Below are 22053 nucleotides of genomic sequence, written 5' to 3'. Positions count from 1 at the left end.
CCCGACCGCCAAGGCCACGCCCGGCTGGGCCCCGACCGGCAGGCCCCCGGTCGGCGCAGCCCTGACCGGCAGGCCCCCGGTCAGCGCAGCCCTGACCGGCAGGCCCCCGGTCGGCGCAGCCCTGACCGGCGGACCTAGGAGCCGGCGCGTTCGACGACGGCGGCCCACTCCTCCAGCAGCTCCTGGGCCGCGTCGGCGTCGGGGCCCTCGGCCCACAGGTGCGTGACGGCGTCGGAGGTGTCGGGCAGCACCAGCACCCAGCGGCCGTCGTCCTCGACCACCCGGACGCCGTCGGTGGTGTCGATGGTGCGGCCGTCGGCGGCCTCCACGACCGTCCGCATCACGCTGCCCTTGGCCGCCCACGGCGTCGGGACCGAGCGGCGCAGCAGGTGCGCCTCGGGGATGCGCCGGTCGATCTGCGACAGCGTCAGCCGGGTCCGCGCGACCAGCCCGACGAGCCGGACGAACGCCGCGATCCCGTCGATCGTGGCGGAGAACTCGGGCATCAGGAACCCGCCCCGGCCGTCCGCGGCGAAGATCACGTCGGGTTCGGCGGCGGCGCGGGTCAGCTCGTCCTGCGAGGTGGACACCCACTGCACCCGGACGCCGTGGTAGCGGCAGACCTGCTCGGCGACCCGGGTGGTGGTGACCGGCAGCGCGACCCGGCCCGCGCGGCGCTCGGCGGCGACCAGGTCCAGCATCACGAGCAGGGCCCGGTCGTCGCTGATCAGCTCGCCGTTCTCGTCCACCAGCGAGATCCGCTCGCCGACCGGGTCGAACCGGGCGCCGAACGCGGCCCGCGAGGACGACACCAGCTCGCCGAGCCGCTGCAGGTCGCGCATCCGCTCGGCGACGGTCTCGGTCGGGTTCGCCTCGTCCAGCTTGGCGTTGCGGGTCAGCACGTCCACGCCGACCTTGCCGAGCAGCGTCGGCAGCACCAGCGATGCGGTGCCGCCCGCGCAGTCCAGCACCAGCTTCAGCCCGGCCTCGCGGACGCCCGACATGTCCGAGCGGCGCAGCAGGTCGCGGGTGTAGGTCTCCACGACGCGGGCCGGGTAGCTCAGCTCGGCGATCTCGCCGGGGAACGCGCGCCGGAACTCCTGCCGCCCGTAGACGCGGTCGAGCTTGCGCTGGGCGGCCTGCGACAGGTTCGCGCCGCCCTCGTCCAGGAACAGGATGTCCACGCCCTGCGGGTCGCCCGCCGTGGTGCGGATGTAGATGCCGCCGCCGCAGTCCTCGCGGGCGGTCTCGAACCGCGCCATCGGCAGCGCGCACGCCTCCAGGTCCTGCACGTCGATCGCGGACGCGGTGAGCGCGCTGATCACCGCGCGCTTCAGGGTGCGCGCGGCGCGGGAGGCGTCCCGGCCGGTGACGACGGTGGTGCCCTTCTTCAGGGTGGTCGCGTACGCGCTGGCCAGCCGGACCGCCAGCTCCGGCGTGATCTCCACGTTGACCAGCCCGGACACCCCGCGCGGCCCGAACAGGTTCCGCTGCCCGCGCGACTCCCAGATCACGCTGGTGTTGACGACCGCGCCGGCCTCGATGGTCTTGAACGGGTAGACCTTGACCTGGCTGGACAGGTACGCCTCGGCCTCGATGACGCACTCGTCCCCGACGACCGCGCCCTCCTCGACCCGGGCGCCCGCCATGATGTCGGTGTTCTTGCCGACCACGCAGCCGCGCAGGTTGGTGGACGGCCCGACGAACACGTTGTCGTGGACGACGGCGCGGTGCAGGAACGCGCCCTCCTTCACGACCACGTTGCTGCCGAGCACGGTGAACTCGCGCAGCTCCACCCCGGCCTCGACCTTGGCGTAGTCGCCGATGTAGAGCGGGCCCTTCAGGACGGCCTCGGCGTCGACCTCCGCGCCCTCGGCGACCCAGACGCCCGGCGACACCTCGAACCCGTCGATGGGCATGTCGACCAGGCCCGACAGCATGTCGGCCTGCGCCTTGAGGTAGGACTCGTGGGTGCCGACGTCCTCCCAGTAGCAGTCGGCGACGTACCCGTACAGCGGTGCGCCCTCGGCGAGCAGCTTTGGGAACACGTCCCCTGACCAGTCGACCGACTCGCCCTCCGCGACGTGGTCCAGCACCTCGGGTTCCATCACGTAGATGCCGGTGTTGACGGTGTCGGAGAACACCTGGCCCCAGGTCGGCTTCTCCAGGAAGCGCTGGATGCGGCCCTGCTCGTCCACGATGATGATCCCGAACTCCAGCGGGTTCGGCACCCGCTTGAGCCCGATGGTGACCAGGGCGCCGTTCTCCCGGTGGAAGCGGACCATGTCGGTGAGGTCGATGTCGGTCAGCGCGTCCCCGGAGATCACCAGGAAGCGGTCGTCGCGCAGCGCCTCGGCGGCGTTCCTCACGCTGCCCGCGGTGCCGAGCGGCACCTCCTCGGTGGCGTAGCTCAGGCTCATGCCGAGCTCCTCGCCGTCCCCGAAGTAGTTGCGGATCAGCGCGGCGAGGAACTGCACCGTCACCACGGTCTCGTCGAAGCCGTGCCGCTTCAGCAGGCGCAGCACGTGCTCCATGATCGGGCGGTTGACCAGGGGGAGCAGGGGTTTGGGCTGGTTGGCGGTCATCGGACGCAGCCGCGTCCCCTCACCGCCCGCCATCACGACGGCCTTCATCTCGTCTCCTCGGGCCTCAACGGGGGGTCTCCGCTCCCCTCTGGCCGCCGGCCGGGCCGTGGTCCGGGGCGGGGAGCGGAGCCGCGTCCGGAGGATCACCATGCCCGACCCCGTGCCCGGGCCCGTCCGCGGGGGGCGGCCCGGCGGACCGGTCGGCGGACGGATCGGCGGACGGATCGGCGGACGGATCGGCGGACCGGTCGGGGGACGGATCTGCGGATCGTTCGGCGCGGTCGGCCAGGACGAGCTGCCGCGTCTGCGCCCAGTAGAGGCCGGCCGCCCACCAGTAGAGCGCGGTGCCCCAGATCGCGAAGGCCCATCCGGCGACGCGCGCGGCGGTGGCCCACCAGCCGTGGTGGTCGCCGACCAGCAGCAAGGGGAAGGCGTACAGCAGGCACATGGTGCCCGCCTTGCCGACGAAGTGCACCGGCAGCGTCCCGGCGTAGCCGAGCCGCCGCATGATCGGGACGATCGGGGTGATCGCGGCCTCGCGGGCGACCAGCACCAGCACCAGCCAGAGCGGGATGACGTCGCGGGCGGTCAGCCCGACGAGCGTGGCGAGGATGTAGAGCCGGTCGGCGGCCGGGTCCAGCACCGTGCCGAGCTTGCTGGTCTGGTTCAGCGCGCGGGCCAGCTTGCCGTCGAGCCAGTCCGACAGGCCGGCGAACACCAGCACGCCGAGCGCCCACCAGTCCCGGCCGGACAGCACCAGCCACAGGAACAGGGGCACGCCGAGCAGCCGCGCGAAGCTCAGCAGGTTGGGCACCGTCCAGATCCGGCCGGTCACCGGTCCCGTCCCGGTCTCAGCATCCACCGACGTGCTCGCCTCCCTGTCCCCCAATGATCCTGACCCTATCGGTAAGGATGCGAAAGCCCCCGGGGGCGTCCGGCCGCCGGAGGCCCGGTCCCGGCGCGGGCGCGGGCCGCGCGGCCTGCGCGGACGCCGCCGGAGTGACGAAGATCATTCCGATCCTGTGTCACCGTTCCGTCAGTACACCGTGGTGGGGGGTTGCGGCAACGGGGGTGGCCGGGGTTACGGTCTGGCCGAGACAGATCGCGGGGGCCCGGCGAACCGGGCTGAGATCGCGGCTGGGACGGCCGCCGACCGCTGGAACCTGACCGGGTAATGCCGGCGTAGGGAGAGATCGGGTCGTCATGAGCGACAACACGTCCGAAGTCACGCACGCCCGCAAGACCTACCTGCAGGGGTCCCGCCCGGACCTGCGGGTGCCGATGCGGGAGGTGCCCCTGACCAACGGGGACCGGGTGGTGCTGTACGACACCTCCGGCCCGTACACCGACCCCGCGTTCGAGACCGACGTGCGGCGCGGGCTCCCCGCGCTGCGCGCCGCCTGGATCGCCGAGCGCGGCGACACCGCCGGGTACGAGGGACGGGCCGTCCGGCCGGAGGACGACGGCCGCCGGTCCGGCGACCCGCTGCGGGAGGCGGGGGCGTTCCCGTCCCGGCCGCCGCGCCGCGCCACCGGCGGCGCGGTCACCCAGCGCGCCTACGCGCGGCGCGGGGAGATCACGCCGGAGATGGAGTACGTGGCGCTGCGGGAGGGCGTCGAGCCGGAGTTCGTCCGCGCCGAGCTGGCGGCCGGCCGCGCGGTGCTGCCCGCCAACGTCAACCACCCCGAGATCGAGCCGATGATCATCGGGAAGAACTTCCTGGTGAAGGTGAACGCCAACATCGGGAACTCGGCGGTCGCCTCGTCCATCGAGGACGAGGTGGACAAGATGACCTGGGCGACCCGCTGGGGCGCCGACACGATCATGGACCTGTCCACCGGCCGGGACATCCACACCACCCGCGAGTGGATCCTGCGCAACTCCCCGGTGCCGGTCGGGACCGTCCCGCTGTACCAGGCGGTGGAGAAGGTCGGCGGGAACCCGGCCGACCTCACCTTCGAGGTCTTCCGCGACACCGTGATCGAGCAGGCCGAGCAGGGCGTGGACTACATGACCGTCCACGCGGGCGTGCTGCTGCCCTACGTCCCGATGACCGCGCGCCGCAAGACCGGGATCGTGTCGCGCGGCGGGTCGATCATGGCGGCGTGGTGCCTGGCCCACCACAAGGAGAACTTCCTCTACACCCACTTCCGCGAGCTGTGCGAGATCTTCGCCGCCTACGACATCACCTGGTCGCTCGGCGACGGGCTGCGTCCGGGCTCGATCTACGACGCCAACGACGAGGCGCAGTTCGCCGAGCTGCGCACCCAGGGCGAGCTGACGAGGATCGCAGCGGAGTTCGACAACCAGGTGATGAACGAGGGCCCGGGCCACGTCCCGATGCACAAGATCAAGGAGAACGTCGAGCTGCAGCAGGAGTGGTGCGCCGAGGCACCGTTCTACACCCTCGGCCCGCTCACCACCGACATCGCGCCCGGCTACGACCACATCACCTCCGCGATCGGCGCGGCGATGATCGGTTGGTTCGGCACCGCGATGCTCTGCTACGTCACGCCCAAGGAGCACCTGGGCCTGCCCGACCGGGACGACGTGAAGGCGGGCGTGATCGCCTACAAGATCGCCGCGCACGCCGCCGACCTCGCCAAGGGCCACCCCGGCGCGCAGGCGTGGGACGACGCGCTGTCGGACGCGCGGTTCGAGTTCCGCTGGGAGGACCAGTTCAACCTCGCCCTGGACCCGGACACCGCGCGGGCGTTCCATGACGAGACGCTCCCGGCGGCGCCCGCCAAGACCGCGCACTTCTGCTCGATGTGCGGGCCGCACTTCTGCTCGATGAAGATCACCCAGGACGTCCGGCGGTACGCCGAGGCGAACGAGCTGGACGCCTCGCAGGCCCTCACCGCGGGCCTGGAGGAGAAGGCCGCCGAGTTCCAGGCGGCCGGGAACCGGATCTACCTGCCGGTCGCCCCGTCCGGCTCCTGACCGTCCGACCCCGCGGCGGGCCCGGCCCGCCGCGGGGTCATCAGGCGGTCGCTTCCAGGACGGCGCGGGCGGCGTTGTGGCCGGGGATGCCGCTCACGCCTCCCCCGCGGCGCGCGCCCGCGCCGCACAGCAGGATGCGCGGGTGCTCGGTCTCCACGCCCCAGCGTCCGGTCTCGTCCGCGTCCTCGGCGAAGGGCCAGGACAGGTCGCGGTGGAAGATGTGCCCGCCGGGCAGCCCGGCCTCGTTCTCCAGATCGACCGGGGACTTGGCCTCGACGCAGGGCGTGCCGTCCGGGCCGCGCAGCAGGCAGTCCTGGATGGGTTCGGCGAGGACGGTGTCCATCGAGGCGAACGTGGCGCGCAGCGCCCGGTCGCGGGCGCCGTCCGGGTCGTCGCGGAACAGGCGGGCGGGCATGTGCAGGCCGAACAGCGTGAGCGTCTGCGCGCCGGACGCGCGCAACTCCGGCCCGAGGATGGACGGGTCGGTCAGCGAGTGGCAGTACACCTCGGCGGGCGGGAGCGACGGAATCCGTCCGTCCGCGGCCTGCGCGTAGGCGTCAGCCAGCTGCGAGGCGGTCTCGTTGATGTGGAAGGTGCCGCCGAACGCCTCCTCGGGACGCACCGACGGGTCCCGCAGCCGGGGCAGCCGCGCGAGGACCATGTTCAGCTTGAGCTGCGAGCCCTCCGGCGGCTCGGCATCGCCGCCCATCAGCCGCGCAAGGACCGCCGGCGGCAGGTTCACCAGGACGTGCCCGGCGCTGACGGCGTGCTCGCCCTGCTCGTCGCGGAAGGCCACCTCGCCGGACGGGTCGATCCCCGTCACCTCGGCGCCGGTGCGCAGGTCGGCGCCCGCCGCGCGGGCGGCGCCGGCCAGCGCCGCGGTGACCGCGCCCATCCCGCCGGCCGGCACGTTCCAGTCGCCGGTGCCGTCGCCGATCACGTGGTAGAGCAGGCACCGGTTGGCGAGCAGCGACGCGTCCGACGGGTCGGCGAACGTGCCGATCAGCGCGTCGGTGAGCACCACGCCGCGCACCAGGTCGTCATCGAAGCGCCCGGCGACCGCCTCGCCGGCGGGACGCTCGAACAGGTCGCGCCAGGCCTCGTCGTCCGCCACGATCCGGCGCATCCCCGCGCGGTCGGTGAGCGGGTCCAGCAGAGTCGGCGCGACCCGCTGCGCGACCCGGGCGGTCATCGCGGAGAACCGCTCCCAGGCCGCGTGCTCGGCGTCGCCGCCGGTCAGCGCCGCGAACGAGGCGGCGGTGCGCTTGGCATCGCCGTTGTCGACCAGGAGGCCGCCGTCCCCGGCGGGCGTGTAGGAGGCGTACCGGCGGCGGCGCAGCTCCAGGCGCAGCCCGAGGTCCCGCACGATCTTCGAGGGCAGCAGGCTGACCAGGTAGGAGTAGCGGGACAGGCGCGCGTCCGCAGCGGGGAACACCCGCTCGGAGACGGCGAGCCCGCCGAGGTGGCCGGAGCGTTCCAGCAGCAGCACCCGGCGGCCGGTCCGGGCCAGGTAGGCGGCGGCGACGAGCCCGTTGTGGCCGCCGCCCGCGATCACGACATCGTGCATGAGCCCAGCAGAACACGCCGCGTCCCGATCGTTAAGACCCGCCCCGCGACCTGCCGGTAGTTTCTGGGGAATGAGCGGAGGACGCGTGGATCGTGCAGCTTGAGCTACGGCACCTGCGGACGCTGTGCGCGATCGCCGACGCGGGCAGCCTGAGCCGCGCGGCGGGCGCGCTCGGCGTCTCGCAGCCGGCGCTGACCGGCCAGCTGCACCGGATCGAGGCCGCGCTCGGCGGGCAGGTGTTCCGGCGCGGGCGGCTCGGCGTCACCCCGACGCCGTTCGGGCGGTTCGTCCTCACCCGCGCGCGGTCGGCGCTGGTCACGGTGGACGAGCTGCTCACCGGCCCCGGGGACGAGCCGGTCGACCCGACGCTGCGGATCGGCGGCTACGCCACCCCGGTGCTGGCCGGGCTGGTGCACCGGCTGTTCGAGACGCCGGGGACCTCGATCACCGTCCGCACCGAGTACTCGCCGCGGCTGCTGCTGGACCTGCTGGCCTCGCGGCGGCTGGACGTGGCGATCCTGGTCGACTACCCCGGGCACGAGCTGCCGGACGTCCCGGCGGTCGGGACGCGCACGGTCGCGACCGAGCCGGTGTCGGTGGCGCTGCCCGCCGGGCACCGGCTCGCCGGGCTGGCCGAGGTGCCGCTGGCCGAGCTGGCCGGCGAGGACTGGCTGGTCACCCCGCCCGACGGGGCCGGCTGGCCGGAGTACTTCTACACCGCGTGCCAGGAGGCCGGGTTCACCCCGCGCGTCCGGCACATGATGACCGAGCACGACATGATCCGCGCGCTGGTCGCCGAGGGCCGCGCGGTCGCGCCGTGCCAGGCGCTGCTGCGCACCGGGCACGGCATCGCCGTCCGGCCGCTCACCGGCCCGGCGCTGTGGCTGCGGCACCTGCTGGCCTGGCGGCACGGCACCCCGGTCGCGGCCCGCGCCGCCGAGCTGGCCGACCTGGCCGCGCAGGCGCACCGGGCGGCCGTCGCCGACAACCCGGCCCTCGCCTCCTGGCTGGCCCGCACCTGACCCGCCGACGACCCGGCAGGGCGGTGGCATAACTCCGGAGTTATCCCCCTCTGGGATGGGTCGTCCCGCGCCGCCTCCTCCATGATCGGCGCAGGAGGTCAGCCATGCTCATTCGCGCGGCTGCCGTCATCACGGCAGCCATCACCCCCCTGTCCATGGCCGCGGGCTGGGCCGCGCCCGCCGCGCACGCCGACGACCCGGCGGCCAGCGTCGTGCCCGTTCAGGTCACGGGCGATCCGGCCAAGCGCTTCAACCTGGTGGTGCTCGGCGACGGCTACACCGAGGCCGACATGCCGAAGTTCCGGGCGAACGTCGACAAGCACCTGAACGTGCTGTGGAGCATCGAGCCGTACAAGTCGTACCGCAGCTACATCAACGTGTACCGGGTGGAGATCCCGTCCAAGGTGTCCGGTGTCAGCTGCGACCCGGGCGTCTCGGACGCCAAGCGCGACACCCCGCTCGGCATGTCGTTCTGGAGCGGCTGCCGCGCCGACGGCATCCAGCGGCTGCTGGTGATGGACGACGACGCCGCGAACAAGTACGCCGGGCTGGTCAAGGGCGTCCCGGCGGCGAACCGGCAGATCCTGGCGCTGGCCAACAGCACCACCTATGGCGGCGCGGGCGGCACCTACGCGACCGCGTCGGGCGGCAACGCCATGTCCGCGCTGATCTCCCCGCACGAGCTCGGCCACTCGGTCGGCGGGCTGCAGGACGAGTACGACTACTACTACCGGGGCGTCCCCGGCGGCACCTACACCGGGCCCGAGCCCGACTCGATCCACCACACGCTGCTCACCGAGCAGCAGATGCGCGACCAGCACAGGAAGTGGTGGCGCTGGCTCGGCGAGCGCTCCGAGGCGGGCGGGACGATCGGCCGCTACGAGGGCGGCCTGTACTCCAGCAAGGGCGTCTGGCGGCCCAGCCGGCACTCGATCATGAAGACGCTCGGCTACTACTACGACCAGGTCAGCCGCGAGCGGATGACCCAGGCGGTCTCCGCGAAGGTCGACCTGATCCAGGACGGCACGCCCGAGGGGACGGTCGGCGCGGACCGGGTGCTGTGGCTGGAGACGCTGCACCCCGTCGACCACGCCCTGCGGGTCGCCTGGACGGTCGACGGCCGTCCGGTGCGCGGCGGCCACGACCTGGACCTGCGCGCCCTGCACCTGCGGCGCGGCGCGCACAAGGTCTCCGTCCGGGTGGACGACCCGACCGCCTTCATCCGCGACCCGGCGGTCCGCGCGTCCTTCGCGAGAACCCGCACCTGGACGGTCGACACGTCCGTGAAGACCCCGCCCGGCGACACCGCGCCCGGCTTCACCACGACCACGCCGACGGACCGTCCCGTGGGGGCGCGCAGCGTCATCGCCGCCGAGACCACGCACCCGGCGACCGCGGCCCCGCGCATCCAGTGGCGCCTGGACGGACACCGCGTCAAGGCCGACCGCGACCTGCGCCTGCCGCCGCTGCGCCCTGGCCTCCACCACGTCACCGCGACGGTCGGAGCGGCCACCAAGACCTGGACGGTCGACGCGACCCCGCCCGCCGTGACGGCGCAGGCGCAGCAGCCGCCCGCCGGGGACGAGCTGAGCCTGAAGCTCTCCCCCACCGATGACCAGCCCGGATACGTCGTCGCCGAGTTCCGCGTGGACGGCGACGGTTGGTACAACTACTACGGCTGGCCGACCGACTCGAACCACCCGTTCGTGTTCACCAAGACCGGCACCAACATCGACAACCTGATCTACGGCAAGCTCACCGCCGGAAAGCACACCGTCGAATACCGCGCCATCGACGCCGCCGGCAACTACAGCAAGCCCCTCAGCTTCACCATGACCCTCCACTGATCCTTCGCATCTACCGCGCGAGGGCCGTGGCAAACCGCCACGGCCCTCGCGCGGTTCGCCGATGCGGGAGTTCTGAACCCGGCTTATACCGGTCGGTGCCAAAATGCGCGGCATGGTCGGACCGTTGGAGGAGGGCGATCCGCGCCGCGTCGGGCGCTACCGCGTGCTGGGGCGGCTGGGCGCGGGCGGGATGGGCGTGGTGTACCTCGGCCGGTCGCCGGCGGGGGCGGCGGTGGCGGTCAAGCTGGTGCACGCCGAGTTCGCCGCCGATCCGGCCTTCCGGGCGCGGTTCGCGCGCGAGGTCGCGGTCGCGCGGACGGTCGGCGGCGCGTTCACGGCGCCGGTGATCGACGCCGATCCGCACGCGCCGAGCCCGTGGCTGGTGACCGCCTACCTGCCAGGGCTGTCGCTGGCCGAGGCGGTCGCCGGGGACGGGCCGCTGCCGGCGGCGTCGGTGTTCGCGCTCGGCGCGAGCCTGGCCGAGGCGCTGGTGGCGGTGCACCGGGCCGGGATCGTGCATCGCGACCTCAAGCCGTCCAACGTGATGCTCGCGCCGGACGGCCCGCGCCTGATCGACTTCGGCATCGCGCACGCCGCCGACGCGGCCGCGCTCACCCGGACCGGCGGGGTGATGGGGTCGCCGGGGTTCCTCGCGCCGGAGCAGGCGCGCGGCGGGAAGACCAGCACGGCCAGCGATGTGTTCTCGCTCGGGGCGGTGCTGGCGTTCGCGGCGGCCGGCGAGGGGCCGTTCGGCACCGGGGACGTGGTGGCGCTGCTGTACAAGGTCGTCCACGACGAGCCGCGGCTGGACGGCGTCGCCGACCCCGAGCTGCGCGGCCTGCTCGCCGCCTGCATGGACAAGGACCCGGCGCGGCGGCCCACGCCGCAGGAGCTCCTTGAGCGGTTCGTGCCGCGCGCGCCCGCGCCGGAGGTGCTGCATGGGACCGGGTGGCTGCCCGAACCGGTCGCCCGGCGCGTCGCCGACCGGACGCTGGCGCTGCCGTCCCGCTCGCGGCGGAAGGTCCTCGCGGTCGGCGGGGTCGCGGGGGCGGGGACGCTGGTGGCGGCGGTCACCGGTGCGGTGCTGCTGGAGGGGTCCGGTGGGCGGAAGGCCGCCGCGCGCACGACGGCGTCGCCGACCCCGTCCGCGCCGCCCTCGCCCGTCCTGGCGCAGGCGCGGTGGACGGTCGACCTGGGCGCCGACCCCTATGGCGGCCTGGCGTCCGCCGGGACCACGCTGGTCGTCTCGGCCGAGGAGGGCAGGCTGATCTGCCTGGACGTCCGGAGGCGCAAGACCGTCTGGCAGCACAGGAAGGGCAACCGCGGCGACGGCGCCGCGTCCTGGCGCACGCCGGTGGTCGCGGACGGGACGCTGTTCGTCGGCTGGCCCGACGCGCCCGGCGCGCTGTACGCGTTCGACGTGCGCAACGGCGACCAGCGGTGGAGCGCGACGATGACCGACGCCCTCAACCCGGCGGTATCCGGCGGCACGTTGTTCGTCGGTGACACCGGGGCGCTGTCGGCGCTGAGCACATCGGATGGGCGGGTTCTTTGGCGCGCGTCCATCGGCAACGCGCTGAACGCGACACCCGCCATCGGTGACGGCCTCGTGTACGCGGGGACGTCCGACGGGGCCTCGTCGGGCGGGACGGCGAACGCCCTGCATGCCCTCGATGCGCGGACGGGCCGGGATCGGTGGCGGCATCCGATGACCAGGGGCGCGCAGAGCCCGGCGGTCTCGGGCGGGATGGTCTACTGCGCGGACGGCGCGGGCACGATGACCGCGCTCGACGCGCGGACGGGCGCGAAGAAGTGGGACTTCGTCGGCGGACGCACCGCCTCCGACCCGTTCATGTCCGGCGGCCTGGTGTACGTCGCCGACGGCGACGGCAAGGTCTACGCCCTGGACGCCGCGACCGGCCGCACGCGCTGGACGTGGCCGACCGGCACCGGCACGGGCGTATGGACGGCCGGGATCGCGCGCGGCGTCGTGGTCGTCGCGGCGGTCTCGGAGGTGTTCGGCCTGGACGCGGCGGGCGGCCGTCCGCTCTGGCGGACCGGGCAGCTGGACAAGGTCCGGACGGTCGCCGTCCAGGACGATGCCGTCTATGTCGGGATCCAGGCGGGCACGCTGCTCGCATTCCCGGTGAAGGGGGCCTAGTGCGGCCGCTGCTCGACGGCGATCCCCGCCGGATCGGCCCGTACACCGTGCTCGCCCGCATCGGCGAGGGCGGCATGGGCCGCGTCCTGCTGGGCCGCTCCCCCGCCGGACGGCTCGTCGCCATCAAGCTGGTGCACGCGGGGCTCGCCTCGGACGCCGACTTCCGGCGGCGGTTCCAGCGGGAGGTCGCGGCGGCGCGGGCGGTCAGCGGCGCGTTCACCGCGCCGGTCGTGGACGCCGACCCCGACGCGGCCGTCCCGTGGCTGGTCACGACCTACCTGGCGGGCTCGTCGCTGCGCGCGCTGGTGTCCGCGCGCGGGCCGCTGCCGGAGCCGTCGGTGCGGGCGCTCGGCGCGGCGCTCGCCGAGGCGCTGCTGTCGATCCACCGGGCCGGGATCGTGCACCGCGACCTGACGCCGTCGAACGTGATGCTGACCCCGGACGGCCCGCGCGTCATCGACTTCGGCATCGCGCACGCGGCCGAGGCGAGCGCGGTGACCCGCACCGGGACGGCGGTCGGCTCGCCCGGCTACCTGCCGCCCGAGCGCGCGACCGGCGCGGAGACCGGCCCGCCCGGCGACGTGTTCTCGCTCGGCGCGGTGCTGGTGTTCGCCGCCACCGGACGCGGACCGTTCGGCGAGGGGCCGCCGCACGAGCTGCTGTACCGGACCGTCCAGGAGCCGCCCGTCCTGGACGGTCTCGGCTCGCTGACCGCGCTGGTCGCGGCGTGTTTGGACAAGAATCCGGCGCGGCGGCCGACGGCCGAGGCAGTGCTGTCGGCGCTGGCCGTGGAGGTGCCGCCGCAGGGCGTCGAGTGGCTGCCGCCGGACGCGCGGGCGGCGGTGACCCGCCCGGTGGAGATCCCGACGGCCGCCCCCGCGCCGAAGGTGAGCCGCCGGACGCTGCTGCTCGGTGGCGCGGGAGCCGCCGTTCTGGCCGGAGCCGCAGGTGTGCCATTGCTGGCGCACGGGCCGTCCACTCGTCCGGACGACTGGACCTACACCCCGAGGGGCGATCTCGCGGGCCCGGTGACCGTGGTCGGCGGGCTGGTGCTGGCGGTGAAGGACGGCGGCACGCTCGACGCGGTCGACGCGCGCACCGGGACGCGCCGCTGGACCGGCGAGGGCCTGGGCCTGTCCTCGGCGTCGAAACCGTCCGCGCTGGTCAACGGCGGCATGATCGTGCTGCGCGCCGAGTCGCTGTTCGGGCTCGACCCGGGCACGGGCAAGGTGAACTGGCACGTCTTCACCGAGATGCCCAACGACGCGTCACCGCCCGCGCTGGCGGGTGGACACGTCTACGCGTTCACCGACATGTCCACCCTTGCGGCTTTCGACGCGATGACCGGGGCGCAGCAGTTCACGATCGCGCTCGGCTCGCCGAGCATGAACGCGCCGACGGTCGCGAGCGGCGTCCTGTACGTCGTCGCGGGCAGCGAGATGCAGGCGATCGAGGGCACCAGCGGACGCATCCTGTGGCGGACGACCGTCCAGACCGAGCATTCGAGCCGGGCCATCGACGGGCCGCCGGTCGCCGACGCGACGACCGTCTACACCGTCACCGCCGACAGCTCCGTCGTCGCGCTGGACGTGCGGAACGGCACCCAGCGCTGGCGGTCCAAGCGTTTCCTCGCGTCCGGGCATCCGGAGTCGAAGGCGGCGCTGGGCCGCACCGCGACGACGCTGTACGTCATCACGTCCGAGGGGCGGCTCGTCGCGCTCGACCCGCGCGACGGCCGCCAACGCTGGGAGTATGCGTTCGGCCCGAACACGACCATCTACCCGGCCGAATCCGTGCCGATCGAGGCGGGCGGCCTGACGTTCACCGCGCGTTCGGGGGTTCTGGTCGCGCTCGACACGGCCTCCGGGACCGTCCGGTGGCGCTTCACCAAGGCGCTCTCGTCCGAACGCGAGCAGCCTTTCCTGGCGAAGGGACGCCTGCACATCCTGATGGGCGAAAGCGTCCGCAGCTTCGATCCGGCGACCGGGCGCGCGCTGCGGACCCGGTCCGTCCCCGACTCCCAGCATCTCGTCACGGACGGCACGGCGCTCTACGTCACCACGACGTCCGAGGTGCGGGCGCTACCGGCGTGACTTCAGGTCGGCGACCAGCCCCACGACGTCGTGGTAGGACGGGACGGGCTGGTCGCTCGCGCGGCCGGCGAGGTCGAGCGCGGTGGTCACGGCGGCGTGCAGCGCCTTCCGGTACAGGAGCCCGCCGCTGCTGATCCGGCGCACGCCCAGGTCGCCGAGCCGCGCCGGATCGGTCCGGCCAGGCAGTTGCAGGACGTTCAGGGGCAGCGGGACGCGGGTCACCACGGCGGTGATGTCGGAGTCGTCGGCGATGCCCGGGACGAACCCACCGTCCGCGCCCGCCTCGGCGTAGGCGTTGAGCCGCGCCACCGTGTCGTCCAGCGGCGGTTTCTCCCCCGGCTTGGTCAGCCAGAACCCGTCGCTGCGGGCGTTGACGAAGACCCCGGGCGCGGCGGCCTTGACCGCGCGGATCAGGTCGGTCTGCGCCGCCACGGTGGCGAGGGTCTCGCCCGGACGGCCGTCCTCGATGTTCACCCCGACGATCCCGAACGACGCCAGCTCGGCGACCAGCGCGCCCACCTCGCCGGGGTCGCTGGAGTACCCGGACTCGATGTCCACGGTCACCATGACGGGCAGCGCGGACAGGATCCGCGCCAGCCGGACGGTCTGCTCGCGGATCGCCCCCGACCCGTCCACCTCGCCCGCGGCGGCGGAGACGCCCAGGCTGGTCGTCCCGACCGCGGGGAACCCGGCCGCCGCCAGCGCCGCGCCCGAGGCGACGTCCCAGGCGTTCGGCAGGATCAGCGGCCGGTCGGCGTAGTGCAGTTCGCGGAAGTTCATCAGCGGTCCTCCCCTGTTCACGCCCCGACCGTAAGGGCGGAACGCTTCCATCCCCATGGAAACAAACCGTGCGCGGGCGGGGAGCGGCCGGGGTCCGGCATCAGCGGCCCGGGGGCGGGCGTCAGGGGCCGGGATCAGGCTTCAGGGGAGGTCGTCGATCGCGTCCAGGAGCGCTTGCGGATCCGTCTTGGCCAGGGCTTTCAGCGACAGGACGTACGGCGCGTTCCGCAGCAGGTCGGCCAGGATCGCGCGGGAGCGCTCGGGGTCGGCGGCCTCGGCGATGCGCGCACGGGCGATGCGCCGGGCGGGCGGTTCGAGGGCCGCCGCCAACTCCTCGGCGCGGGGCAGGTCACCCGCCCGAAGCGCGGCCTTGACCTCGGCGACCCCGGGGTCCTCGTCGCTGGGGTTCAGCGTGGTCGCGGTGGTCTCGGCCAGCAGCCGGATCGCGCGGTCCCGCATCCGCAGGTTCGCGATCGCGCGGATGTGGGTCTCGGCGCGCGGCACGTCCTCGGCCCTGATCGCGGCGGCGGCGATGTCGTACAGCGCCCACTCGTGCTTGAGCGAGGCGACCGCGCCGGCCGTGGAGTGCGCCCAGTCGTACTGGCCCGCCGCCGCGGCCGCCTTGGCCAGCTCGTGCAGGATGTCGGACTTCAGCTGCGGCCCGAACGCGGCGGCCATCGCCCGGGCCTCGGCGAAGCCGCCGGTCGCGGCGTGCGCGCGGATCACGCTCTGCAGCGCGGCCTCGCGGTCGGCTCGTCCGGGCAGGGACCCGGCCAGCTCGGCGGCCTGCGCCAGCAGCCGCGCCACCAGCGGCGGGCCGGCGGCCGGGGCCTTGGCGATCTCGGCGAGGGCGCCGACGCGGACGACCGCGTCGCCGATCGACTCGGCCGCCCGCAGGGCGCGGCCGGTGTCGCCGGAGGTGACGATCGCGATGACCGCGTCCAGGGTCGCCCAGTCCCGGTCGAGCGGATCGTCCAGGTGCTCGGCGGCCTCCTGCAGTTCCCCGGCCAGGGCGAGGGCGCGGTCGCGGCGTCCGGCCTCCGCGAGGGCCCGGACGACCGCCAGGAGCAGGCCCGTCCGCACGTGCGGCTCGCGGGCCGAGCGGGCGATCGCCTCCGCGCGGTCGAAGTCCTGCCGGGTCACCGCGCCTTGCAGCAGCTCGTTCTGGACGAGCGAGCGGACCTGCGGGTCGTCGATGCGCGCCGCGTCGGCGTCGGCCTCGCCGGACGCGCCCGCGACGTCGGCGATCCGCGCGATGTCGGCGTACGCCATGTCGCGGTAGCGGACGGTGTCGATCGCCGCGATGAGCGTCCGGGCGCGGTCCAGGTCGCCGCGCGCCGCGACCGTGGTGATGATCTCGTGCCGGAGTTCGGCGGCGCGGCGCGGGTCCGGGACGAGCGCGGCGATGTCCTGGGCCCGGTCGATCTCTCCGGCGGCGAGCGCGTACCTCGCCAGCCGGATCAGCGCGTCCCGGCGGGCACCGGGCCCTTTGATGGTCGCGGCGAGCCGCCGCGCCCGGTCCGGCGCGGGGATCTCGCCCAGCGCCGACACCAGTTCCACGAGCGTGCCATCGGGCGGGCCGAGGACGGCCTTGTCGCGGGCCTCCCGCTCGGCGCGGCGCGCGAGTTCGGCGGCCTCGCCGGTCCAGCCGTGCGCGGCGTACCCCTCGGCGAGTTCGAGGTCGGCCAGGTGCAGCCGGGCCGCGAGCGACTCCGCGGCGCCTTCGACGTCCCGCGCCGCGAGCAGGACGCGCAGGTCGGCGAACGGGTTGTCGCTGTACAGGGGAAGGTCTGGGTCGCGCGAGCCGTAGGCGCGGCTGTAGAGCGCGGCGAGGTCGCGCGCCTTGCCAAGGTCACCCTCGGCAAGGATGCGGATGATGTCGACGAGCACTGATTCCCTGTAAACGGCGAAATTCGAGACGAAGACGGACCGGGCGAGTTCGATGGCTTCGGCAGGCTGACCCGCCCGCGCCAGGACGCGGCACTCCGCACCTACGATATTTGGGTCGGTGAAGTGCTCCCGTCTCGGGCGCAGAGCCCGCCTGGCGGAGTCCAGCAGCGCCAGCGCGTGGTCCTTGTCGATCCGTGCGACGACCTCGGCCAGAGCCAGCACGCAACGCGCCCAGCGGTCTGCATGGCTGATGAGGTCGAGGACCGCGGACGCCTCCGCGACGTTCAGCACGGCGAACCGCGTGACGATCTCCACCAGCAGGCTCTCGCGGTCGCCCTGCTGCTCGGCGCCCTCGGCGATCGCCGCCGCTTCGCGCAGGTCACCGGCCGCAGCGAGGAGCAGGGCGTTCTCCCGGCGCGCACCGTCCCGCGGCGACCAGTGCGCCGTCCGGACGCGGTCGGCCAGCCGCCGCGCGCGTTCCGGCTCGCGGTGGATGACCAGCCCTTCGACGACCTTCAGCAGCGCCTTGAGCTTGGGATCCGGGTCGCTGATGGCATGCGCGAACCGTTCGGCCTCGGCGAGTTCGCCGAGGTCGGCCAGGGCTTCGCTGAGCAGACCGAGGGCCTCCGAGCGCAGCGGCTCGGTGAGCGATTGCGTCAGCGCCTCGGCTCGTACCAGGTCGCCGATCCGCGCCCACGCCGCCGGTAGCTTGGCCGGGATGGCGCTGTTGCGCTGGAAGAGGCGCTCGCGCATGCGCGCCAGGACGAGCAGGTCGCGCAGGCTGGGCTCGGATACCGCGCCGATGGCGTCCTGGCAGGCGGTGGTCTCGGCGAGCCCGACCGTGTCCCCGCCGGTGACGTCCAGCAGCATGTCCTGGCGGCGGGGGTCGGTGGCGAGGGCGACCATCCTGGGCAGATCGCCCGCCTGGACGAGCATCCGGAAGTAGCCCAGGACCAGGTACTCCGGCGCGTCGGATGGCCGGTCGCAGTAGCGGTCGGCCCAGGCGTGGATGCGGTCGCGGTAGGCGTCCAGGGTCGCGCCTTGCAGTTCGGTGACCGCCGCGTTGTGCAGTTCTTCGTGGCCGAGCACGTACACCTTCGTGCCGGGGCGCCATTGCGCGGCGCGGGAGGTGAAGGTGCGTCCGGGGGCGGCGCGCAGGTGGCGTTCGATGCGGCCGGGCGGCTCGCCGGTCAGCTCGGCCAGGTCGGCCGCGCTGAGGCCGCCGCCCGCCGCGGCGGACAGGCCGAGGACGTCGCGTTCGATGCCGTCCCCGAACAGCAGGTGCGCGAGTTCGCGTTCGGCGTCGTCCCTGATCACGCGCGCCTCGGCGGACGGTTCCAGCCGCCTCACGATCGCCGGGTCGCGCAGCGGGTGGCGCGCGGGCACGTCGGCGGGGACCGGCGGGTCGGGGCGTCCCGCCGCGATCACGTGCACGCCTTCGGGCGGACGGGCGGGCAGCAGCGCGGCGATGCTGTGCGCGGACGGACCGGCCGTGACGCCCTGGTCCTCGTCCAGGCCGTCCACGACCAGGACGAGCCGCTCGCCGCGCTCGCGGCAGGCGGTCGCGGCGGCGTCCAGCAGCCGTCCGAACCAGGACGGCCGGGTCGACTCGGTCAGCGGCGGCGGCGCGGACTGCTCGGCGATCTCGGCGAGCTGCTCCAGCATGACGTCCAGGAAGGCCGTCCGGTCGCTCTGCCCGGCGTAGCGGGCGGTGATGAAGAACGACGCGATCCGGACACCCGGCGGCGGATGCAGGACGAACCAGGCCATCAGCGCCGACTTGCCCGCCCAGGCCGGCGCCTGCCACCAGGCGTAGGCCGCGTCCCCGGCGCAGAAGCCCGCGAGTTCCGCCAGTTCCGCCTCGCGGCCGACCAGTTCCCAGGGGAAGATCTGCTCGACCTGGTACCGGTACGCCGACCGCGCGGGCCTTGGCGCGTCGGAGTTCTGGACGGTGATGAACTGCTGGATTCCGGTGTTGACGTTGCTGCCGGGGCCGCCGGTCGCGTCCCCGGTCCGCCGGGCCTCCAGGCGCGTCACGGGGGGCCTGGCCTCGCCGGTGTCGGGACGGTCGTTCACCAGGCCGTCGTTCAGGTGAGCCTGATGCCCGTGTTCGCGCCCGCTCCGCCCTCGGCATCGCCGGTCCGCTCGACCACGATCTCAGCGGGCCCGTCGCCGGGCAGCGCGTCCGCCGGTCCGGTGAGGCCGGTGTTCGCCTCGCCGCCGGTCCCGGACATCGCCTTGCCGGTGTCGGCGACCTTCACCTGCGTGGCGCTCGCGCCGGACTTGCCGTCCCTCATGGAGCCCTCCCCGATCCGGACGAGCCACGCCGCCGTCCCGGCCGCGACGACGGCCGCCGCGAACCAGAGCGCCTGGATCCACCACGCGCCCTGCACCCGGTTGGTCGCCACACCGCCGATGGCGGAGGCGACCGCGACACCGGCCGCGACCACCCGTCCACGCGTTACGAGGGACATGGGTCAAGGAAACCCCATCCGCCCTCGTCCCGCCAGCTTCGGCCGGGTCCGGGCGGACGCGTCATACGTTGCGCAGGACGGAGACGACCACGCCGAGGATGACGGCGTTGTCGCCGTCGATCACGTCGTAGGCCGGGTTGCGCGGCTCCAGGTGCACGTGGCCGTCGCGGCGGCGGTAGACCTTGACCGTGGCCTCGTCGTCGATCATCGCCGCGACGATCTGGCCGGAGTGGGCCTCGGGCTGCTGCCGGACGACCACCAGGTCGCCGTCGCAGATCGCCGCGTCCACCATCGAGTCGCCGCGCACGCGCAGCGCGAACACGGTGCCGCGTCCGGTCAGCTCGCGGGGCAGCGCCAGCGTGTCATCGACGTGCTCCTCGGCGGAGATGGGCGTCCCGGCGGCGATGCGGCCGACGACCGGGACGGGCACCGCGGCCTCGGCGGGGGCGGGTCCGCCGGGCTCGCGCAGGAAGGTCCGCACGTCGATCGGCCGGGTCACCGACGCCGACCGGCTGAGGAATCCGAGGTCCTCCAGGCTCCGCAGGTGCCGGGAGACCGAGGACGCCGACCGCAGCCCGACCGCGTCGCCCAGCTCGCGCGTGCTCGGCGGGTACCCGTGCCGGACCACCCAGTCCCGGATCGCGGCCAGGATCTGCTGCTGGCGCTGGGTCAGGGCCGACGTGTCGAGCCCCCCGAACCCGTCAAGATCATCGTAGGTGGTCACCTGGGAGATTCTAGGGCTCCAGGCCCCCGCGGGCTGCCGCGACGGGCCTGCGGCGCGGGCACTCCTTACACGGCTGAGCTTGAGCGCTGGCGGTTTCTGTCGTAACAGCCGGTTCTTTACTGGCAAATTTCGGATCTTCCGGGCATCGTCCAGCTGATCTAGAGTCGCGCTGACATCGCTTGGTCCCGAGTTCTGACCCTCCCGCCGCGCGCCCCCGTGTGCGGCGGAGACCGTCGTCCCCCGCCCGAGAGGACCCGATCCCCCATGACCCGACGCCTCATCGGGGCGGCCGCCGCCGCCCTCGCCGCCGGCGCCCTCGCGACCGCCCCCACGGCCGCGTTCGCCGACCCCGCCCCCACCGCGCCGTCCCTCGAACGCCCGGCGCCGACCGCGCCGCGCACGCAGGCCGCGGCCGACTTCCACGCGATCGTCGCCCTGAGCAACTGCTCGGGCTCGATCGTCCGCGGGCCCAAGTCCCTCGACACCGACCCCGCGCTCGTGCTCACCAACGGCCACTGCAGCGAGCTGGGCATGCCCGGCCCCGGCCAGGTCATCGTGAACCACTCGTCGTCGCGCTCGTTCACCCTGCTGAACAGCAGCGGGTCGGGCTCGCTCGGCACCCTGCGCGCCTCGCAGATCGAGTACAGCACGATGACCGACACCGACGTCACCCTGTACAAGCTGCGCCTGACCTACGGGCAGATCAAGTCCCGGTACGGCACCAGCGCGCTGCAGCTGTCGACCGACCACCCGGTCGCCGGGACGCCGATCAGCGTGGTGTCCGGCTACTGGCGCAAGATCTACAACTGCAGCATCGACGGCTTCGTCTACCGGCTGCACGAGGCCGACTGGGTGTGGAAGGACTCCATCCGCTACACCTCGTCCTGCGACACCATCGGCGGGACGTCCGGTTCGCCCATCATCAGCAACACCTCCGGCCAGGTCGTCGGCGTCAACAACACCGGCAACGAGAACGGCGAGCGGTGCACGCTCGACAACCCGTGCGAGGTGGACCAGAACGGCAACGTGACCGTCCACCAGGGCACCAACTACGGCGAGGAAACGTACCTCCTCACGCAGTGCCTCACCACCAACAGCGACATCGACCTGAGCAACCCCAACTGCCAGCTGCCGCGGCCGGCCTGACCCGCGTTTCCCGGCCCGGGCGCGCAATGCGCCCGGGCCGACCCATGCCGTCCGGGCCGAGCCATGCCGCGCAGTTATGTCGGAGGCGGCCCGTAGCTTTCGGTCAAGGGCTTGACGCCACGGGCGAAGGGACGGTCATGGACGGCGCGTACTGGGAAGAATTCTTGGACGAGGGCTTCGACCTTCCGGAGGGAATCCGGCGGTACCTGGAGGCGCACAAGGACTCGTCCGGGGTCCTGACCGACATTCCCGAAGTGCAGCAGCTCAGCCCCGCCGAGCGGGCGATGGTCGAGTCCGGTCCGGAGCTGGCCGACGTGTTCTTCGATATCGCCTACGACGGGTTCTCTCTGGCGTGCGTCGCCGCCCGCAGGGCCGTGGACGTCCTGCCGTTGCTGTCGGTGCGCGAGGTCATCGTCATGGACGAGCAGACACCCTGGTACGAGCTCGACTTCCACGACGCCGAGGACGTCGTCGGCATCACCGACGTGCCCGGCGGGTGCGTCATCGCCCAGCCTTGGGGCTACCTTGCGGCAAGGCTGCTCGGCCCGGCGACGGCCGGGACGTTCGGGTACGGCATGTTCGCCAATCCCAAGAGCGGCAACCAGGGCTACATCGCCGAGGACGGAACCGTCGTCCGGGGAGATCTGCATCCCGCCTTCCCGCCGCACAGCGACCAGGCCGGCGGTCGGGAAATCCTCGCGGGATTCGTGTCCGACGGCAGCGCGATAGCGAACTGCCTCGTCTATGCGGGCCTGCGGCCTGACACAACGGATTGCTTGGAGTACCCGGATGCTTGGGTCCGACTCGGTCCCACGCCGTAA

At 73.6% G+C, this 22053-nt stretch carries 14 protein-coding genes and 1 riboswitch; of the genes, 7 read left to right on the top strand and 7 right to left on the bottom strand.

Annotated features, from left to right (window positions below):
* Window positions 1-134: 134 nt before the first annotated feature.
* Together FHU30_RS35295 and clsA are read right to left on the bottom strand one after the other, a co-directional pair.
* A complete protein-coding gene (locus FHU30_RS35295; protein WP_253881884.1) occupies window positions 135-2633 on the bottom strand; it encodes a mannose-1-phosphate guanyltransferase in 2499 nt (832 codons plus the stop codon).
* 16 nt (window positions 2634-2649) lie between these two features.
* Window positions 2650-3447 (bottom strand): cardiolipin synthase ClsA, encoded by a 798-nt coding sequence (gene clsA, locus FHU30_RS35290; protein ID WP_253881883.1) that lies wholly within the window; start codon window positions 3445-3447, stop codon window positions 2650-2652.
* Between the two features lie 232 nt (window positions 3448-3679).
* Window positions 3680-3793: riboswitch (TPP riboswitch) on the top strand.
* On the opposite strand from clsA, the gene thiC reads away from it, so the two are divergent.
* Complete coding sequence (thiC, locus tag FHU30_RS35285) at window positions 3789-5528, top strand: phosphomethylpyrimidine synthase ThiC (protein ID WP_253881882.1); 1740 nt, start codon at window positions 3789-3791, stop codon at window positions 5526-5528. It overlaps the preceding riboswitch by 5 nt.
* Before the next feature lie 40 nt (window positions 5529-5568).
* On the opposite strand, the gene FHU30_RS35280 is transcribed toward thiC, so the two are convergent.
* Window positions 5569-7095, bottom strand: coding sequence for a phytoene desaturase family protein (locus FHU30_RS35280; RefSeq protein WP_253881881.1), 1527 nt, complete (start codon window positions 7093-7095; stop codon window positions 5569-5571).
* 92 nt (window positions 7096-7187) lie between these two features.
* Between FHU30_RS35280 and FHU30_RS35275 the strand changes: the two genes are divergently transcribed.
* From FHU30_RS35275 to FHU30_RS35260, 4 genes are all read left to right on the top strand, one after another.
* On the top strand, window positions 7188-8117 hold the full coding sequence (locus FHU30_RS35275) for a LysR family transcriptional regulator (RefSeq protein WP_253881880.1): 930 nt from the start codon (window positions 7188-7190) through the stop codon (window positions 8115-8117).
* Between the two features lie 104 nt (window positions 8118-8221).
* Window positions 8222-9964: a M64 family metallopeptidase gene (locus FHU30_RS35270; RefSeq protein WP_253881879.1), complete on the top strand. Its 1743-nt coding sequence runs from the start codon at window positions 8222-8224 to the stop codon at window positions 9962-9964.
* Between the two features lie 112 nt (window positions 9965-10076).
* Entirely contained in the window at window positions 10077-12125 is a 2049-nt protein-coding gene (locus tag FHU30_RS35265) for a serine/threonine-protein kinase (protein ID WP_253881878.1), read from the top strand.
* Window positions 12125-14218, top strand: a complete 2094-nt coding sequence (locus tag FHU30_RS35260) for an outer membrane protein assembly factor BamB family protein (protein ID WP_253881877.1) — start codon at window positions 12125-12127, stop codon at window positions 14216-14218. Before FHU30_RS35265 ends, FHU30_RS35260 begins: the two co-directional genes overlap by 1 nt.
* Here FHU30_RS35260 and FHU30_RS35255 read toward each other — a convergent pair.
* The 4 genes from FHU30_RS35255 to lexA all read right to left on the bottom strand — a co-directional run bounded on the left by FHU30_RS35255 (window position 14207) and on the right by lexA (window position 20095).
* Window positions 14207-15019 carry an isocitrate lyase/PEP mutase family protein gene (locus FHU30_RS35255; protein WP_253881876.1) on the bottom strand — a complete coding sequence of 271 codons (813 nt, stop codon included), beginning with the start codon at window positions 15017-15019 and terminating at the stop codon, window positions 14207-14209. The genes FHU30_RS35260 and FHU30_RS35255 overlap by 12 nt on opposite strands.
* Before the next feature lie 120 nt (window positions 15020-15139).
* The gene (locus tag FHU30_RS35250; RefSeq protein WP_253881875.1) at window positions 15140-18964 is read right to left on the bottom strand and encodes a hypothetical protein; all 3825 of its coding nucleotides are present in this window, start codon (window positions 18962-18964) and stop codon (window positions 15140-15142) included.
* Between the two features lie 11 nt (window positions 18965-18975).
* Window positions 18976-19362 (bottom strand): hypothetical protein, encoded by a 387-nt coding sequence (locus tag FHU30_RS35245; protein WP_253881874.1) that lies wholly within the window; start codon window positions 19360-19362, stop codon window positions 18976-18978.
* 61 nt (window positions 19363-19423) lie between these two features.
* Window positions 19424-20095 (bottom strand): transcriptional repressor LexA, encoded by a 672-nt coding sequence (gene lexA / locus FHU30_RS35240; RefSeq protein ID WP_443612899.1) that lies wholly within the window; start codon window positions 20093-20095, stop codon window positions 19424-19426.
* A 255-nt stretch (window positions 20096-20350) separates the two neighbouring features.
* Here lexA and FHU30_RS35235 point away from each other — a divergent pair, with 255 nt between their 5' ends.
* Window positions 20351-21232, top strand: coding sequence for a S1 family peptidase (locus tag FHU30_RS35235; RefSeq protein ID WP_253881872.1), 882 nt, complete (start codon window positions 20351-20353; stop codon window positions 21230-21232).
* A gap of 137 nt (window positions 21233-21369) precedes the next feature.
* Window positions 21370-22053, top strand: a complete 684-nt coding sequence (locus tag FHU30_RS35230; protein ID WP_253881871.1) for a hypothetical protein — start codon at window positions 21370-21372, stop codon at window positions 22051-22053.

Origin of the sequence: Actinomadura rupiterrae, assembly GCF_024172125.1 — a bacterium.
GTDB lineage: Bacteria > Actinomycetota > Actinomycetes > Streptosporangiales > Streptosporangiaceae > Spirillospora > Spirillospora rupiterrae.
This window is presented reverse-complemented; position numbering and strand designations above follow the sequence as displayed.

Bases quoted from the DNA above. Each gene is read 5' to 3' on its own strand.
- FHU30_RS35295 (WP_253881884.1), bottom strand. From the start codon at position 2,633: ATGAAGGCCGTCGTGATGGCGGGCGGTGAGGGGACGCGGCTGCGTCCG.
- thiC (WP_253881882.1), top strand. From the start codon at position 3,789: ATGAGCGACAACACGTCCGAAGTCACGCACGCCCGCAAGACCTACCTG.
- FHU30_RS35280 (WP_253881881.1), bottom strand. From the start codon at position 7,095: ATGCACGATGTCGTGATCGCGGGCGGCGGCCACAACGGGCTCGTCGCC.
- FHU30_RS35270 (WP_253881879.1), top strand. From the start codon at position 8,222: ATGCTCATTCGCGCGGCTGCCGTCATCACGGCAGCCATCACCCCCCTG.
- FHU30_RS35265 (WP_253881878.1), top strand. From the start codon at position 10,077: ATGGTCGGACCGTTGGAGGAGGGCGATCCGCGCCGCGTCGGGCGCTAC.
- FHU30_RS35245 (WP_253881874.1), bottom strand. From the start codon at position 19,362: ATGTCCCTCGTAACGCGTGGACGGGTGGTCGCGGCCGGTGTCGCGGTC.
- FHU30_RS35235 (WP_253881872.1), top strand. From the start codon at position 20,351: ATGACCCGACGCCTCATCGGGGCGGCCGCCGCCGCCCTCGCCGCCGGC.
- FHU30_RS35230 (WP_253881871.1), top strand. From the start codon at position 21,370: ATGGACGGCGCGTACTGGGAAGAATTCTTGGACGAGGGCTTCGACCTT.